The sequence below is a fragment of the Mycolicibacter sp. MU0102 genome (assembly GCF_963378105.1).
GTDB lineage: Bacteria > Actinomycetota > Actinomycetes > Mycobacteriales > Mycobacteriaceae > Mycobacterium > Mycobacterium holstebronense.
This window is the reverse complement of sequence record NZ_OY726398.1, coordinates 2,990,504-3,004,523: the sequence shown is the minus strand read 5'-3', so window position 1 is coordinate 3,004,523 and position 14,020 is coordinate 2,990,504. Positions and strand designations below refer to the sequence as shown.

Annotated in this window: 15 protein-coding genes and 2 tRNA genes; 7 read left to right on the top strand and 10 right to left on the bottom strand. The window is 66.1% G+C overall.

What is annotated here, in order from left to right:
• Positions 1 to 94 precede the first annotated feature (94 nt).
• Positions 95 to 901 (top strand): IclR family transcriptional regulator, encoded by an 807-nt coding sequence (locus tag RCP37_RS14110; protein ID WP_308483695.1) that lies wholly within the window; start codon positions 95 to 97, stop codon positions 899 to 901.
• A 3-nt stretch (positions 902 to 904) separates the two neighbouring features.
• Here RCP37_RS14110 and RCP37_RS14105 read toward each other — a convergent pair whose 3' ends face one another.
• The 3 genes from RCP37_RS14105 to RCP37_RS14095 are packed head-to-tail and all read right to left on the bottom strand — an operon-like array spanning position 905 to position 3,080.
• Positions 905 to 1,597, bottom strand: coding sequence for a GntR family transcriptional regulator (locus tag RCP37_RS14105; RefSeq protein WP_064889133.1), 693 nt, complete (start codon positions 1,595 to 1,597; stop codon positions 905 to 907).
• Positions 1,594 to 2,316 (bottom strand): maleate cis-trans isomerase family protein, encoded by a 723-nt coding sequence (locus tag RCP37_RS14100; RefSeq protein WP_308483694.1) that lies wholly within the window; start codon positions 2,314 to 2,316, stop codon positions 1,594 to 1,596. The genes RCP37_RS14105 and RCP37_RS14100 overlap by 4 nt, the downstream gene beginning before the upstream one ends.
• Positions 2,313 to 3,080, bottom strand: a complete 768-nt coding sequence (locus RCP37_RS14095; protein ID WP_308483693.1) for a maleate cis-trans isomerase family protein — start codon at positions 3,078 to 3,080, stop codon at positions 2,313 to 2,315. The genes RCP37_RS14100 and RCP37_RS14095 overlap by 4 nt, the downstream gene beginning before the upstream one ends.
• 81 nt (positions 3,081 to 3,161) lie before the next feature.
• On the opposite strand from RCP37_RS14095, the gene RCP37_RS14090 reads away from it, so the two are divergent.
• On the top strand, positions 3,162 to 4,130 hold the full coding sequence (locus RCP37_RS14090) for a D-2-hydroxyacid dehydrogenase (RefSeq protein WP_308483692.1): 969 nt from the start codon (positions 3,162 to 3,164) through the stop codon (positions 4,128 to 4,130).
• Positions 4,131 to 4,140: 10 nt separating this feature from the next.
• Positions 4,141 to 5,511, top strand: coding sequence for an amidase (locus RCP37_RS14085; RefSeq protein WP_224971898.1), 1,371 nt, complete (start codon positions 4,141 to 4,143; stop codon positions 5,509 to 5,511).
• Between the two features lie 19 nt (positions 5,512 to 5,530).
• On the opposite strand, the gene RCP37_RS14080 is transcribed toward RCP37_RS14085, so the two are convergent.
• The 6 genes from RCP37_RS14080 to RCP37_RS14055 form a co-directional block, all read right to left on the bottom strand.
• Positions 5,531 to 6,022: a DUF3830 family protein gene (locus tag RCP37_RS14080; RefSeq protein WP_224971897.1), complete on the bottom strand. Its 492-nt coding sequence runs from the start codon at positions 6,020 to 6,022 to the stop codon at positions 5,531 to 5,533.
• A gap of 27 nt (positions 6,023 to 6,049) precedes the next feature.
• Positions 6,050 to 6,940: an ectoine hydroxylase gene (thpD, locus tag RCP37_RS14075; RefSeq protein WP_373693188.1), complete on the bottom strand. Its 891-nt coding sequence runs from the start codon at positions 6,938 to 6,940 to the stop codon at positions 6,050 to 6,052.
• A gap of 8 nt (positions 6,941 to 6,948) precedes the next feature.
• On the bottom strand, positions 6,949 to 7,356 hold the full coding sequence (locus RCP37_RS14070; protein ID WP_308483690.1) for an ectoine synthase: 408 nt from the start codon (positions 7,354 to 7,356) through the stop codon (positions 6,949 to 6,951).
• Positions 7,353 to 8,630 (bottom strand): diaminobutyrate--2-oxoglutarate transaminase, encoded by a 1,278-nt coding sequence (gene ectB, locus RCP37_RS14065; protein ID WP_308483689.1) that lies wholly within the window; start codon positions 8,628 to 8,630, stop codon positions 7,353 to 7,355. Before ectB ends, RCP37_RS14070 begins: the two co-directional genes overlap by 4 nt.
• A 188-nt stretch (positions 8,631 to 8,818) precedes the next feature.
• Positions 8,819 to 9,328 carry a diaminobutyrate acetyltransferase gene (gene ectA / locus RCP37_RS14060; RefSeq protein ID WP_308483688.1) on the bottom strand — a complete coding sequence of 170 codons (510 nt, stop codon included), beginning with the start codon at positions 9,326 to 9,328 and terminating at the stop codon, positions 8,819 to 8,821.
• 26 nt (positions 9,329 to 9,354) lie between these two features.
• A complete protein-coding gene (locus RCP37_RS14055) occupies positions 9,355 to 10,611 on the bottom strand; it encodes an MFS transporter (RefSeq protein ID WP_308483687.1) in 1,257 nt (418 codons plus the stop codon).
• 275 nt (positions 10,612 to 10,886) lie between these two features.
• Here RCP37_RS14055 and RCP37_RS14050 point away from each other — a divergent pair, with 275 nt between their 5' ends.
• The 4 genes from RCP37_RS14050 to RCP37_RS14035 all read left to right on the top strand — a co-directional run bounded on the left by RCP37_RS14050 (position 10,887) and on the right by RCP37_RS14035 (position 13,461).
• A complete protein-coding gene (locus tag RCP37_RS14050; RefSeq protein ID WP_308483686.1) occupies positions 10,887 to 11,675 on the top strand; it encodes a fumarylacetoacetate hydrolase family protein in 789 nt (262 codons plus the stop codon).
• A complete protein-coding gene (gene gltX, locus RCP37_RS14045) occupies positions 11,672 to 13,144 on the top strand; it encodes a glutamate--tRNA ligase (RefSeq protein ID WP_308483685.1) in 1,473 nt (490 codons plus the stop codon). The genes RCP37_RS14050 and gltX overlap by 4 nt, the downstream gene beginning before the upstream one ends.
• Before the next feature lie 99 nt (positions 13,145 to 13,243).
• Positions 13,244 to 13,315 (top strand) — tRNA-Gln (locus RCP37_RS14040).
• A gap of 73 nt (positions 13,316 to 13,388) precedes the next feature.
• Positions 13,389 to 13,461, top strand: a tRNA-Glu gene (locus RCP37_RS14035).
• Positions 13,462 to 13,515: 54 nt separating this feature from the next.
• On the opposite strand, the gene RCP37_RS14030 is transcribed toward RCP37_RS14035, so the two are convergent.
• Entirely contained in the window at positions 13,516 to 14,016 is a 501-nt protein-coding gene (locus RCP37_RS14030; RefSeq protein WP_308483684.1) for a pyridoxamine 5'-phosphate oxidase family protein, read from the bottom strand.
• Positions 14,017 to 14,020: the final 4 nt, after the last annotated feature.

The following is a 14,020-nucleotide window of genomic DNA, read 5'->3' as shown; positions in this document are numbered from 1 at the left end:
AATATCTGGTATGCAGAGAAATTCCCTGGGGCGTGGAGAAAACTCTGCCAGCATCGGGGTTTGCAGGTCAACAACGCTGAGTAGTGTCTCTGCTATGCAGAATGACGAGCCCATTTGGCCACCCGGAGACGCGGCCCCGGATCGGGGCGTGCCGCAGTATCCGATCGGATCGGTGGATAGGGCGCTGAAGCTTCTGCTGTTGCTGGGGGAGCAGCCGCAGATCCGATTGACCGACGCGGCGAATCACTTGGGCGTCGCATCCTCGACCGCTCACCGTCTGTTGGCGATGCTGCAGTATCGGGGCTTCGTACGCCAGGACCCGGCGTCCAAGGCCTATCACCCCGGGCCGGCGCTGATGAGCGTGGCGTTCTCGGTGTTCAACCGCACCGATATCGAAGGAGCGGCAAAACCGGTACTGCTGCGCCTGAGCGAACGGCTCAACGAGTCAGTGCATCTGGGCGTACTTGAGGGCGCCAATGTACGTTTCATCGCCGCCGCCGAGGGACAGACCGCGGTGCGGGTCGCCTCACGGTTGGGACGCACCATGCCGGCACACTGCACCTCGACCGGCAAGGCGCTACTGGCGCGCCTATCTGATGCCGACATCGCCCGCCTGTATCCCGACGAGGAGCTGCAGCGGGTGACGGCACATTCGGTTGCCACCAGGACGGAGCTGCAACGTGAGCTCGGCCGGATACGACAACAGGGCTACGCGGTGAATCGGGAGGGCAGTGAGGACGGCGTCGCCTCGGTCGCGGTGCCGATTCCCACGCGTGCACCGGGTGTGCTGCTGGCGCTCAATGCCGCAGCGCCCGTGCACCGTCTGAGCAGCTCGCAGTACCGAGGGGTGGCAGCTGTGCTGGTCGAGGCGGCCAACGAGATAGGCGCGCAGATCGGCTAGGGGCTACGACGGGGCCAAGAGCAGCTGCGCCCGCCGCGCCAGCAGGCGACGTACCGCATCGTCCATGTGCTCATCGATCAGTCGGATCGCCAGGTCTTCGTCTCCGGCACCGATCGCCTTGCGCAGCACGACATGTTCGGTGACCTGCTCGCGCAGGTCGGGGTAGGCCTCTTCGAGTTCGCCGAGCAGGATGCGAGTTTCCGAAAGCAGGGTCCGCATCGCCCGGTGCAGTCGTGGACTGCCGGCACACTCGACCAGCACCTCATGGAACGCTTGGTCGGCGTCGGCCGCCGCGGTGCCGTCGCCGTGGGCGGCGGCCACCCGCAGGGCCTCGACGGGGCCACGCAACCGCGCCGCCGCGCCGCGGGGGTCACCGCGGAGCACTTCGATCACCGCGGCGCGTTCGATGGCCTTGCGGGCCTGATACACGTCGCGGACGTCGTCATCGGTGAGTTCGACGACGAAGATGCCCCGGTTGCGTTCGCTGCGCAGCAATCCTTCGGCCACCAGCCGCTGCATCGCCTCACGTACCGGCCCACGCGACACCGCAAACTGCGCGGCCAGACTCGCTTCGCCGAGTTGCTGACCCGGCAACAGCCGCCCACGGGTGATCGCCTCCCGCAGGCGTTCGGCGATCAGCTCGGCCGTCGAGGCCCGGCTCAGCGGTTCGAACCCGGGATCATGTGAGATTGTCATCGCCCATCCTCGAACAATGCGCCCAGCCCGGTGGTCCGCCGGGTTATCCCGGCGATGCGCAAACCTTCCCACACCGTCACCGCATTGGCTGTCAGTACCGGCTTGTCGAGCAGTTGCTCGAGTTCGTCGACCTGATCGACTGTGTGCATGGCGGTGTCGGGAATCAACAGTGCGTCTGCGCGGGCGGAATCATGGCGCAGCGCCAACTCCCGGACCTGACTCGGCGTCAGCCGAGCCACCTGTGCGGCGGTGGGGATGCCGGCATCGCCCATGGATTCGACCGTGACGCCGTGGGCTGCAACGAAGTTCACAAACAGCTCGGCGATTTCGCGCGGATAGCTGGCCGCGACCGCGACGTGGCGGCAGCCGAGCGCGGCCAGCGCATGCACGAACGCGAACGACGTGCTCGAGGCGGGCACACCCGCTTCCGCCGCCAGCTGTTCGACCTGCTCGGCCGCGCCCGTGGGCCCGAACACGAAGCTGCCCGATGTGCACGCCCAGACCACCGCGGCGGGCCGCTGCGGCGCCAGCAACGCGGCCCCGCGGGCGAGTTTGTCTGGGCTGCCGAGATCCATCAGCTCTGCTACGGCATGTAGGTCGGTGCCGTAGATGTGCACCACGGGCAGCTGCATGTCCAGCAGAGAAGCGGCGCGCGGGTAGTCGGACTCGGCGGCGTGGTCGGGATAGATGAACCCGACGGTGGGTTGCGCGGCGGTCATTGCGGGGCTCCGGTGAAGACGTCACGGAGCCACCGGCCTGGGCCCATCATCGGCAGCTCCATCCGGCCCAGGCACGCCCACATCGTGAGTTGGTTGGCCGTGAGGATCGGTTTGCCCAGCATCTGCTCCAGCGGCGCGACGATGTCGTAGGTACGCAGGTTGGTGCAGCTGACGAAGATGGCCTGCGAATCCGGGCGATCCGCGGCCAGGATCCGTTCGGCCACGGTGCGGTAGTTGACTTTCCAGATCCCCCCGCCCAGTCCCAGGTGATCCGAGTGCAGCACGGACACCCCGAGTTGATTCAAGAACACGCGCAGCAGGTCGGTTAGTTCCTCGTCGTAGGGGGTCAGCACGCTGATCCGCGAGATATCCAGCGCGATAATCGCTTCGGCCAGTGCTCCCGACGTGGTGACCGCCGTCTTGGCGCCGGCGGCTTCGATCGCAGAGACCAGCGTCTTCTCATATTCGACACCGTGGATGAAGCTGCCCGACGAGCACAGATAGGCAACCACCTCCGGTTCGACGTGCAGCACGTCTCGGGTCGCCGCCTGCAGGTGGTGGGTGTCAGACACCAGCTCGGCCATGGCCCGGCTGACCGGGACCGGTTCGTAGTGAGTGCGGGCCAGGTGCAGCGTCACCTCGGCAGGGATCCAACGCCACAGTTCGCGTTCGATAGCCAGATCGAACGGCGCGATGATGCCGACACCGCGCTGATCGACCGGCCCGTCGAAGTCCGGCAATTCCGGAAACTGGGACAGATCCATGGGTTTCCCCATACCGACGTTCCACCCCCAGGCCAGCCCTGGATTGTTGACAATCATACGATCTGTTTTTACGGTGTCAATGTGGACGCGCGGCCGGTGGTGACCGTCCAGCACGGTGAGTCGGTTCCCGCCCAACTCGATTCGATCAGCGCAGACGCGGAGCTGCGCATGGTTCCGTCGTCGCGGCTGGCTGACGGGATTGTCGGCGCCGACGTGCTCTTTTTGTATGACTTCTCCTCTCCTGCACTGGAATCGGTGTGGTCGTCCGCCGAGGCGTTGCGCTGGGTCCAGGTCGCAGCGATCGGCGTGGACGCCGTGCTGTTCGACGGGCTGATCGACAGCGATGTCGTGGTCACCAATTCGCGCGGGATCTTCGAGGCACCCATTGCCGAGTATGTGCTGGGACAGATCCTGGCCTTCGCCAAGGACTTCCGGCGCTCCGGGGACGCTCAGCGTCTCCACCGGTGGGAGCACTTCGACAGCGAGCCGATCGCCGGTGCTTCGGTCACGATCGTCGGGCCCGGGCCTGTCGGGCGGGCCATCGCCCGGTTGCTGCGGGCCGTGGGCATGTCGGTACGCGGCGTCGGCCGCCGCGCCCGCGAGGACCCCGACTTCGGCTCGATCATCACCGACGTGCGCGCCGCAGTCGCCGACGCCGACTATGTGGTGCTGGCCGCGCCATTGACATCGCAGACCCGGGGGATGGTCGATGTCGGCTTTCTTGACGCAATGCGGCCGACGGCGCGACTGATCAACGTGGGGCGCGGCGAGCTGGTGGACACCGGCGCTCTGGTGGCGGCGCTGCAGGCCGGCGTCATTGCCGGCGCGGCTCTCGATGTCGTCGACCCAGAGCCGCTCCCGGCCGATCATCCGCTGTGGAGCGCACCGAACGTCAGCCTGACCCCACATAACAGCGGTGACATCCGGGGTTGGCGGAATATGTTGCAGCAGCAGTTCATCGCCAACTTCAAGCGGTATGTCGCTGGGCAGCCACTACACAACGTCGTCGACAAGCAGATGACCCGGTACGCATCCAGTGGAACCGGCTGAGGGGGCGCAGATGACCGAGCCGACCGAACTGACCGCCCTGCAACTGGTCGCCGCCTATACCTCCGGCGAGCTTTCCCCGGTGGAAGCCACCGCGGCTGCGCTCGCGGCGATCAGTGAACGCGACGGCGAGGTCAACGCCTTCTGTCTGGTCGACGAAGAGACTGCGCTGTCGCAAGCTCGCAAGTCCGAGGTCCGCTGGGGCGGCAACTACACCAAGGGCCTGCTCGACGGGGTGCCGATCGCGATCAAGGACGTCTTTCACACTGCCGGTTGGCCGACTTTGCGGGGATCGCTGCTTGCCGATGCGGTGGGGCCGTGGCCCGACGACAGCCCGGCGGTGGACAAGATCCGCAACGACGGCATGGTGCTGCTCGGTAAGACGACCACCCCGGAACTGGCGTGGAAAGGCGTCACCGACAGTCCGCGCACCGGCATCACCCGCAACCCCGCCGACACCACCCGCACCGCGGGTGGCTCCTCGGGCGGCAGCGCCGCCGCGGTCGCCGCCGGAATGGCGCCCTTGGCTATCGGCACCGACGGTGGCGGAAGCATCCGGATTCCCGCGAGCTTCTGCGGCGTGGTCGGCTTCAAACCCACTCATGGGCGAGTGCCGATGTATCCGATCAGTCCGTTCGGGCCGCTGGCGCACGCCGGCCCGATAACCCGGACCGTCGAAGACGCCGCGGTACTGATGGACATCATCGCGCTGCCGGACTTTCGCGACCCCACATCGTTGCCGGCGACTTTGACGACCTACCGCGGCGAAGTCCGGCGCGACGTGGTCGGTCTCGATGTCGCGTATTCGCCGACTCTGGGTTATGTCGACGTTGACCCGCAGATCGAGTACGCGGTGGCCGAGGCGGTGCAGGCGCTGGCCGACGCGGGATTGAACGTCTTGGCGGCCGATCCAGGCTTCGCCGATCCCATCGACGCGTTCGAGGTGCTGTGGGCAACCGGGGCAGCGGGCAGCCTGCGCGGCCGGGAAAGCGACCGCGGGCTCGTCGACCCCGGGCTGGCTGACATGTGGGATCGGGGGACCGCGGTGTCGGGCGTGGACTATCTGGCCGCCCGCCAAGTCAGTGTGGATCTGGGAGTGGCCATGGGGCGCTTCCACGAACGGCACAACCTGCTGATCACTCCGACCCTTCCGATTGCGGCCTTTACCGCCGGCCACGACGTACCGGTCGAATCCGACATGCGGTGGTGGGCGCAGTGGACGCCTTTCACCTACCCGTTCAACATGACTCAACAGCCGGCGCTGAGCATCCCGATCGGCGCCACGTCGGAGGGCCTCCCGATCGGCATGCAGATCATCGGGCCCCGGCACAGCGACGATCTGGTGTTGGCGGCCGGTCTGTTCGCCGAGCGGGTCTTGGCCTGACCGGTCGGTCAGGCCCGTGCTAGGCCCTTTTGAAGGCCAATTGTTCGCCGACCGCGCCGGCCATCCACAAGTCGTTGCAAGCAGCGGCCATCTCGGTCAGGCCCTCCTCGATCGTGGCGAAGACATTGCCGGGCACCCACCCGACATCGCCGTTGACCAGCAGGTTGTTTCGGCCGTAGAAGATCGCCAGGTCGGTGGCGCCCAACGGCGAATTCGCTTGCCCGCTTTCGTCATAGCCGTAGGCGGGGTTGCCGATATCACCGGCGTCGAAGTCGAAGAAGCAGACATCGCCGGGGATCGGCGTGACCGTGGTGTTCTCCCGGCCCGGAGTGCCCAAGGGCGGCAACAGCGTGTAGACCTCGTTGCGGGCGTACTTGCCGTGAAAGGCCTGGCCCGCGACGGGTAACGCTTCCCAGACCACGGCGCAGGTCAGGGGCGCCTGATCGTCGAGCAGTCGAGCCCGGCAAGACACCCCACGTCCGGTCAGCGTGATGGACAGGAAACGTGCCACGGCAGTCCCTTTCCCTTCCGGCCGGGTCTAGACCGGGTCGAAGACGCGGCTGGCGATGAATGTCGGTCGCGGAACGGCGGCGCCGAACGGCTCCACCAGGGCGTTGTCCACGCTGTTGTAGACAATGAAGACGTTCGAGCGCGCATACGGCGTGATGTTGCTGCTCGAGCCGTGCATGCAGTTGCTGTCGAAGAACACCGCGGACCCGGCCGGGCCGGTGATCTGACGAATCCCGTGCTGATCGGCCAACCAGGTCAGGCTCGCATCGTCGGGCGTGCCGATCTCCTGCTGCTTGAGCGACGAGCGGTAGTGGTCCGGCGGGGTCTGGCCCGGGCACGACACGAACCAACGGTGCGAGCCGGGCATGATCATCAGCGATCCGTTGCTGTCCAGGTTCTCGGTGAGGGCCACCGAGACGCTGACCGCGCGCGGGGTGGGCATGCCGTCTTCGGCGTGCCAGGTCTCAAAATCGGAATGCCAGTAGAACTCTCGCCCATTGAATCCCGGTTTGAAGTTGACCCGGCTCTGGTGCACATAGACGTCGGAGCCGAGCAGCTGACGGGCCGGTCCCACCAGGCGCGGGTCGGCGACCAGCGCGGCGAACGCCGGGCTGATCCGGTGTACTTCGAAGATGGACCGGATCTGGCCGCTGTCGCGCTCGCAGATCGAACGCTCGTCGGCGGCCAGCGCGGCGTCGGCCCGCAGGCGATCCAGTTCGTTACGCAGGTCCGCCACCACGTCGGTGTCCAGCAGGGTGTCGACGGCCAGAAATCCGTCGGCGTCGAATTGCGCGACACGGTCCGAGCTCAACGGACCGCCGTTGACCTCTGCAGTCCAGACCACCGGGTCGTGCCGGGGTTCGATACCGATCGTGACGTTGTTGCGCGTGGGGTAGCGGTCGGTGAGGGCTTCGGCCAGGGAAGGGGTCACGATGCCGTCTCCTGTGGTTGTTCCGTGAGCAGGGGGTACGCGCCGGTGTCGTCGTGCACCTCCTGCCCGGTGACCGGCGGGTCGAATACGCACACCATGCGCAGGTCGGTGTGGGCGATAACCCGGTGGTGCTCGTGACCGTCGAGCAGGTACAGCGTGCCGTCATGCAACGGGTGCACCTCGCCGGTCTCGTCGTTGATCAGCTCGCCTTCGCCGCCGACGCAGTAGACCGCCTCAACGTGGTTGGCGTACCACATCGGGGTCTCCGTACCGGCGTACAGGCACGTCTCGTGCATCGAGAACCGCTGACCATCGCGGGCCAGCAACAGTCGCTGGCTGTTCCACGTCTTGGACTGCACGTCGCGGTCGGTGCCCTTGATCTCGGCGAGGGTACGGACGATCATCGGCTGACTCCTGAGGTGGTTGCGGTGAGTTCGCGGGCGGCGACGGCTTCGATCGACTGGGCGGCGATCATCAGACCTTCGGCCAGATCGTCATCGTCAATGACCAACGGCGGCATCAGTTTTACGACCTCGCTTTCGGGGCCAGAGGTCTCCAGCAGCAGGCCACGCTCGAAGGCCTCTCGGCACACCGCCCCGGCCAGCTCCGGGCGTTCGAAGGCCACTCCGCGGATCAGGCCGCGGCCCCGGGTGGTGACGCCCGGAATCGGGTCCACCACTTCGGTCAGCGCCTGTTCGATCAGTTCGCCCTTGCGCAGTACCGACTTCTCCAGTCGGTTGTCGGTCCAGAAGTTCAGGGCCGCAGCGGCAGTCACGAACGAGGGGTTCTGGCCGCGGAATGTGCCGTTGTGCTCACCCGGCTCCCACACGTCGAGCTCCGGCTTGAGCAGCGTCAATGCCATCGGGAGTCCGTACCCGCTGATCGACTTGGACAGGCAGACGATGTCGGGCTCGATGCCGGCCGCCTCGAAGCTGAAGAACGGCCCGGTACGCCCGCAGCCCATCTGGACGTCATCGACGATCAGCAGCAGATTGTGGCGCTTGCAGAGGTCGGACAGGCCGCGCAGCCATTCCAGGCGGGCCACATTGATTCCGCCTTCACCCTGAACGGTCTCGACGATCACCCCCGCCGGCTCGTTCAGGCCGCTGCCGCTGTCATCAAGCAGTCGCTCGAACCAGATGAAGTCGGGCACCACGCCATCGAGGTAGTTGTCGTAGGGCATGGGCGTGGCGTGCACCAGCGGTATGCCGGCGCCGCCGCGCTTCATCGAGTTGCCGGTGACACTCAGCGAACCCAGCGTCATGCCGTGAAAAGCGTTGGTAAAGCTGATGATGCTCTCGCGGCCGGTGACCTTGCGCACCAGCTTCAGAGCCGATTCCACCGCGTTGGTCCCGGTGGGCCCGGGAAACTGCACCTTGTAGTCGAGCTCGCGAGGCTTGAGGATCACATCGTTGAAGCGCTCCAAGAACTCGCCCTTGGCGACGGTGTTCATGTCGAGGCTGTGCACCACGCGATCCGAACTCAGGTATTCCAGCAGCGGCGCCCTCAGATCCGGGTGGTTGTGGCCGTAGTTGAGCGCCCCTGCGCCGGCAAAGAAGTCCAGGTATTCCTTGCCATTGACATCCCACATCCGGGAGCCGCTGGCCCGGTCGAACGTCACCGGCCACGACCGGCAATAACTTCGTACTTCGGATTCCAGGGTTTCGAAAATCGTCATAGTTCCTCCGTCCGTCGGTCACATACAACGGAACGGAACGACAGGTCGACATCAAACTCGTGCCGCGGGTGATCTCGGCTCGACCCACCACCCCGCTCGTATGCCCCCGGCCTAGGTCTGTCGGGGCTCACGTTTGCGCGTTCGTGACCTTACCGAGACCATTTTGTGATCTCAACCTTGCCACGCCCTCACTGGCGACGTGGGTGTACCCGAAGCGGTCCGATGCGAAACAGTTCTTCTGCCAGATGAGATTCGGCGAACAAATCCGCTCCGAACAGGACGGAACACTCCAGTGGCGCGTCCCATCTGCGGGCGAAGGCGCCAAAGAGCCGTCGACTGGCGTCGTTGTCCGGTGTGATCGAGGTCTCAAGATGCGTAACACCTTGAGTGACCTGCGTGGTCGCCAGGTGATCGAGCATCCGGCCGGCCAGGCCGGCGCCCCGGTGGGCCGCGTTGACTGCCACCTGCCAGACCATCAGGGTCTGCGGCTGCTCGGGACGCCGATAGCCGGTGACGTAGCCGCCCGGCACTCCGTCGACCTCGGCAACTACCGAGGTAGAGGCGAAATCGCGGCACCAAAGCAGGTAGGCGTAAGGCGAATTGACGTCGAGAGTGGCGCTGTCGACCGCCATCTGCCATAAGGCCTGGCCGTCCGCCACAGTTGGTGTCCGAAGCCGGACATGATCCGTATCCGTCATCGTTTCGACGGTACTTGCTTGCTGGCTCAGGGTTGCGCTGGCGTATCGGGCGGCGGCCCGGGCGGCACTCGTAGGGTCCGCAGCGCTTCGAGCACCGAGCGGCCTTCTGGCTCGGCGCTCACCGGTACCAGACGCAGGGCGGCCAGGGGGAACAGTCCGCACAGCGCGAAGGCCACGGGGTAGCCGGCGGCGCCGATCAGCGCACCGAAGAGCGGGGGAGCGATGCCGGCCGTCAGCCGCTGGGTGGTGTTCTGGATGCCCAGCGCGCGACCGCTCCAGTACGGACCGGCGATTTCGGCGACTGCTGTCGAGGCTAATCCGTTGTCCAGCACGGTAATAACCGCCGCGATGACCATCGCCGCTTCGGCGAGACGGGAGTGCAGGTGGTCGGCGGTCCCCAACGCCAGCATCGCCAGCGCCCCGGCGACGGCGAGGCTGCGAATCGGCCGCAGCCGCGAGCGCACACGGTCGGACCACCGACCGGCTGCCACTCGCCCGGCGGCGCCGAGCAACTGCGACACCGTCACCAGACCGCCTGCGGCGGCGATCGACCAGTCGGTGTCCACGATCAGCCACACCAGCATGAACGTGGCGAGCACGCACTGCGGAACCATCAACAGAGCCGAAGACAAGTGAATGCGCCACAGCACCTTTGAACCGCGGTAGGGGCTGGCGAGTTCGGTGCCCGAAGCCGCCGACCGTGGCCTGCGCGGTGGATCGACGACACCGATCGCGCACGCCACCGCCGCAACGGCGCACAGTGTTGCCGGGAACATCAGCGCCCGCGCCAGCCCGTGCTCAGCCAGCTCGGGAATCACCTCGGCCCCCAACGCGATGCCCAACGGTTGGGCGGTCTGGCGGATACCCATCACCAGCCCGCGCTGGTGAGGAGGGAACCAGCCGGTCACCAACCGCCCGCTGGCGCTGTTGGCACTGGCGGCGGCCATACCTCCGAGAAAGAGGAAAGCGCCGACCCCGATCAGCGACTCCATCGATGCCGCTGCGAACGTGGCCAGCGCGGTCAACGCGGAACCCACGCTCAACACGATCCGCTCGCCGATGCGGTCCAACAGCGCTCCCCAGGCGAACAGGGTCAGCACCATTCCGAAGCTGGGCATGGAGGCCAGCAGGCCGGCCATTGCCAGGTTGGTTTCCCTCTTGGTCTCCAGCATGGGGATGACGAAGGCGATGCCGTTGATGAAGACGAAGGAACACAGCGTGGCCATCAGGGCGACGACCACGACCGACCAGCGAGCGGCTTTCCCGATCGGCTCGGTGGACATCCGACCATGCTTCCACAGGCCCACCTACCAGGTACCCGACCTGAACCGATTGATGTCGACCCACTGCGCCCGGCTCCGCCGCGCTTGTGATCGACCTGTGTTGGTTGATGGCGACCCACTGCGCCCGGCTCCGCCGCGCTTGTGATCGACCTGTGCTGGTTGATGGCGACCCACTGCGCCCGGCTCCGCCGCGCTTGTGATCGACCTGTGCTGGTTGATGGCGACCCACTGCGCCCGGCTCCGCCGCGCTTGTGATCGCCATTAGGCTTGCTCGAATGCGACTAGGCCGAATTGCCAGCCCGGACGGTGTCGCCTTCGTCAGTATTGAAGGGGACCCGGGCCGGCCACACGAGATGACCGCCCGCGAGATCGCCGAGCACCCGTTCGGCACACCGGAGTTCACCGGCAGGTCCTGGCCGCTGGCCGACGTGCGCCTGCTGGCACCGATCCTGGCCAGCAAAGTGGTCTGCATCGGGAAGAACTATGCGGCCCATATCGCCGAGATGGGCGGCGCCCCACCGGCCAACCCGACGATGTTCCTCAAGCCCAATACCGCCATCATCGGGCCCAACGTGCCGATTCAGCTGCCCGCCAATGCTTCCCCGGTGCACTTCGAAGGCGAGCTGGCTGTGGTCATCTCGCGTCCGTGCAAGGACGTTCCGGCCGCACGGGCCAAGGACAACATTCTGGGCTACACCATCGGCAACGACGTGTCGGCCCGTGACCAGCAACAGTCCGACGGTCAGTGGACCCGGGCTAAAGGCCATGACACCTTCTGCCCGATCGGACCGTGGATCGTCACCGACGTCGACCCCGCTGACCTGGCGATTCGCACCGAGGTCAATGGGGTGCTGAAGCAGGACAGCAGGACTTCGCTGATGATGCACGACGTCGGCGCCATCGTGGAGTGGATCTCCGCGGTGATGACGCTGCTGCCCGGCGACATCCTTCTGACCGGCACCCCCGAGGGTGTCGGCCCCATCGAGCACGGTGACACCGTGTCCGTCTCCATTGAAGGCATTGGCACCCTGTCCAATCCGGTTATCCGCAAAGGAAACTCGTGACCACATCTGGTGTTCGTGTCCGGTTCTGCCCGTCACCGACCGGCACGCCGCACGTCGGGTTGATCCGCACCGCTCTGTTCAACTGGGCTTACGCCCGCCACACCGGCGGAACCATGGTCTTCCGGGTGGAGGACACTGACGCCGAACGCGACAGCGAGGAAAGCTACTTGGCGCTGCTGGACGCGCTGCGCTGGCTGCATCTGGACTGGGATGAGGGTCCCGAGGTGGGCGGCCCCTACGGCCCGTACCGGCAGTCGCAGCGCGCCGATATCCACCGTGATGTGGTGGCGCAGCTGCTGGCGGCGGGAGAGGCTTACGAAGCGTTCTCCACCCCGGAGGAGGTCGAGGCCCGTCACCTTGCCGCCGGGCGTAACCCCAAGCTGGGCTACGACAACTTCGACCGCGAGCTGACCGCGGAGCAACGCGCCGGTTTTCTGGCCGAGGGCCGCAAGCCCGTCGTGCGGCTGCGGATGCCCGATACCGAGCTGGGTTGGGCGGATCTGGTGCGCGGGCAGACATCCTTTCCGGCGGGCACCGTTCCCGATTTCGCGCTGACACGTGCCAACGGGGACCCGCTGTATACGTTGGTCAACCCGGTCGACGACGCCATGATGAAGATCACTCACGTGCTGCGCGGCGAGGACCTGTTGCCGTCCACGCCGCGCCAGATCGCGCTGTATCAGGCGCTGATTCGCATCGGCGTGGCCGATCGGATCCCGGAATTCGGCCACCTGCCAACCGTTTTGGGTGAGGGCACCAAGAAGCTGTCCAAGCGTGACCCGCAGTCGAACCTTTTCGCGCATCGCGACCGAGGCTTCATCCCCGAGGGGCTGTTGAACTATCTGGCGCTGCTGGGCTGGTCCATCGCCGACGACCGCGACGTGTTCAGTATCGACGAGATGGTCGCTGCGTTCGACGTGGTCAACGTCAACTCCAACCCGGCCCGGTTCGACCAGAAGAAGGCCGATGCGCTCAACGCCGAGCACATCCGGCTGCTCGAGCTGGACGACTTCACCGCACGGTTGCGCAGTTTCCTCGACACCCACGGACATGACACCGGCCTGGACGACGCCGGCTTCGCGGTGGCCGCTGCGCTGGTGCAGACCCGCATCGTGGTGCTCGGCGACGCATGGCCGCTGCTGAAGTTCTTCAACGACGCGCACTACGAGCTGGACCCGCGGGCCGCCGCCAAGGAGCTGGGCCCCGACGCGGCTCCGGTGTTGGATGCCGCCATCGCGGCGCTGGAGGGCGTGGGGGAGTGGACCACCGCCAACATCGAGGCTGCGCTGAAGGCCGCGCTGCTGGACGATCTGGGGCTCAAACCGCGCAAGGCGTTCGGCCCGATCCGGGTCGGGGTCTCCGGCGGTTTGGTCAGCCCGCCGCTGTTCGAGTCGCTGGAACTGTTGGGCTCAAACCGCAGCTTGACCCGGCTGCGGAGCGCCCGAGACGGCGTTGGGGAAGCGCGATGACAACTTCGCGCTAGAAGTTTGGTAGTCTGCTCGTCGGCCCAAGAACGGCTGGCCAGCAGTGCCCCACCGGCACTCTGACCAGCGGTAATGGCCGGCCAATGGGGTATGGTGTAATTGGCAACACAGCTGATTCTGGTTCAGCCATTCTAGGTTCGAGTCCTGGTACCCCAGCAAAAGCGGTCCGCTGCAAGCGATTAGGCGGGCCGTACGGGTTGAGCTATGCTGGCAACCCGGAAATGTTCTAGCCCCCGTCGTCTAGCGGCCTAGGACGCCGCCCTCTCACGGCGGTAGCGTGGGTTCGAATCCCATCGGGGGTACATCGCAAAAGGCCCGCACCATCAAGGTGCGGGCCTTTTTGTGTCGACCGAGGCCTAATCGATGTTCGGGGCGGTGGAGCCGGCCAGCGGCATGGCCGGCAACCCGAGCTTGCGGTGGTCCCAGGAGCGGGTGCGCCCTGTGACGATGCGCACAGCCACCCGGTTGTTCATCATCGCGTCGACGCCGGGCTTCATCTCGTCGGTGTAGGGGCCGGTGTAGCGCTCCCAGACGCTGACGCCCACCCGGAAGATGGTCTCGGGGTCGTCGATGATCTCTGCCACGCCCTCGAAGGCGGCCCCGCGCAGCGTGTCGTACGTCTGGCCGGCTTCCAGAAGGAAGGTGACCCGCGGATCGCGGCGCAGATTGACCGCCTTCTGGGACTTGGCCTTGGTCTCGAGCCAGATCTCGCCGTCAAGCACCGCGTACCACATCGCGGTCAGGTGGGGCTGGCCGTCGGGCCCGATGGTGGCCAGTGTTCCGGTGCGGTGAGTGTTGACGAAGTCAGCTACCTCGGCATCTGTCATGACGATCTGTGCGCGCTGTTTGGTTCCCATCTCT

Excerpts from the sequence above, each read along its gene's own strand:
- RCP37_RS14110 (WP_308483695.1), top strand. The coding sequence starts at position 95 with ATGCAGAATGACGAGCCCATTTGGCCACCCGGAGACGCGGCCCCGGAT.
- RCP37_RS14105 (WP_064889133.1), bottom strand. The coding sequence starts at position 1,597 with ATGACAATCTCACATGATCCCGGGTTCGAACCGCTGAGCCGGGCCTCG.
- RCP37_RS14100 (WP_308483694.1), bottom strand. The coding sequence starts at position 2,316 with ATGACCGCCGCGCAACCCACCGTCGGGTTCATCTATCCCGACCACGCC.
- RCP37_RS14095 (WP_308483693.1), bottom strand. The coding sequence starts at position 3,080 with ATGGATCTGTCCCAGTTTCCGGAATTGCCGGACTTCGACGGGCCGGTC.
- RCP37_RS14085 (WP_224971898.1), top strand. The coding sequence starts at position 4,141 with ATGACCGAGCCGACCGAACTGACCGCCCTGCAACTGGTCGCCGCCTAT.
- RCP37_RS14070 (WP_308483690.1), bottom strand. The coding sequence starts at position 7,356 with ATGATCGTCCGTACCCTCGCCGAGATCAAGGGCACCGACCGCGACGTG.
- ectB (WP_308483689.1), bottom strand. The coding sequence starts at position 8,630 with ATGACGATTTTCGAAACCCTGGAATCCGAAGTACGAAGTTATTGCCGG.
- ectA (WP_308483688.1), bottom strand. The coding sequence starts at position 9,328 with ATGACGGATACGGATCATGTCCGGCTTCGGACACCAACTGTGGCGGAC.
- RCP37_RS14055 (WP_308483687.1), bottom strand. The coding sequence starts at position 10,611 with ATGTCCACCGAGCCGATCGGGAAAGCCGCTCGCTGGTCGGTCGTGGTC.
- RCP37_RS14050 (WP_308483686.1), top strand. The coding sequence starts at position 10,887 with ATGCGACTAGGCCGAATTGCCAGCCCGGACGGTGTCGCCTTCGTCAGT.
- RCP37_RS14030 (WP_308483684.1), bottom strand. The coding sequence starts at position 14,016 with ATGGGAACCAAACAGCGCGCACAGATCGTCATGACAGATGCCGAGGTA.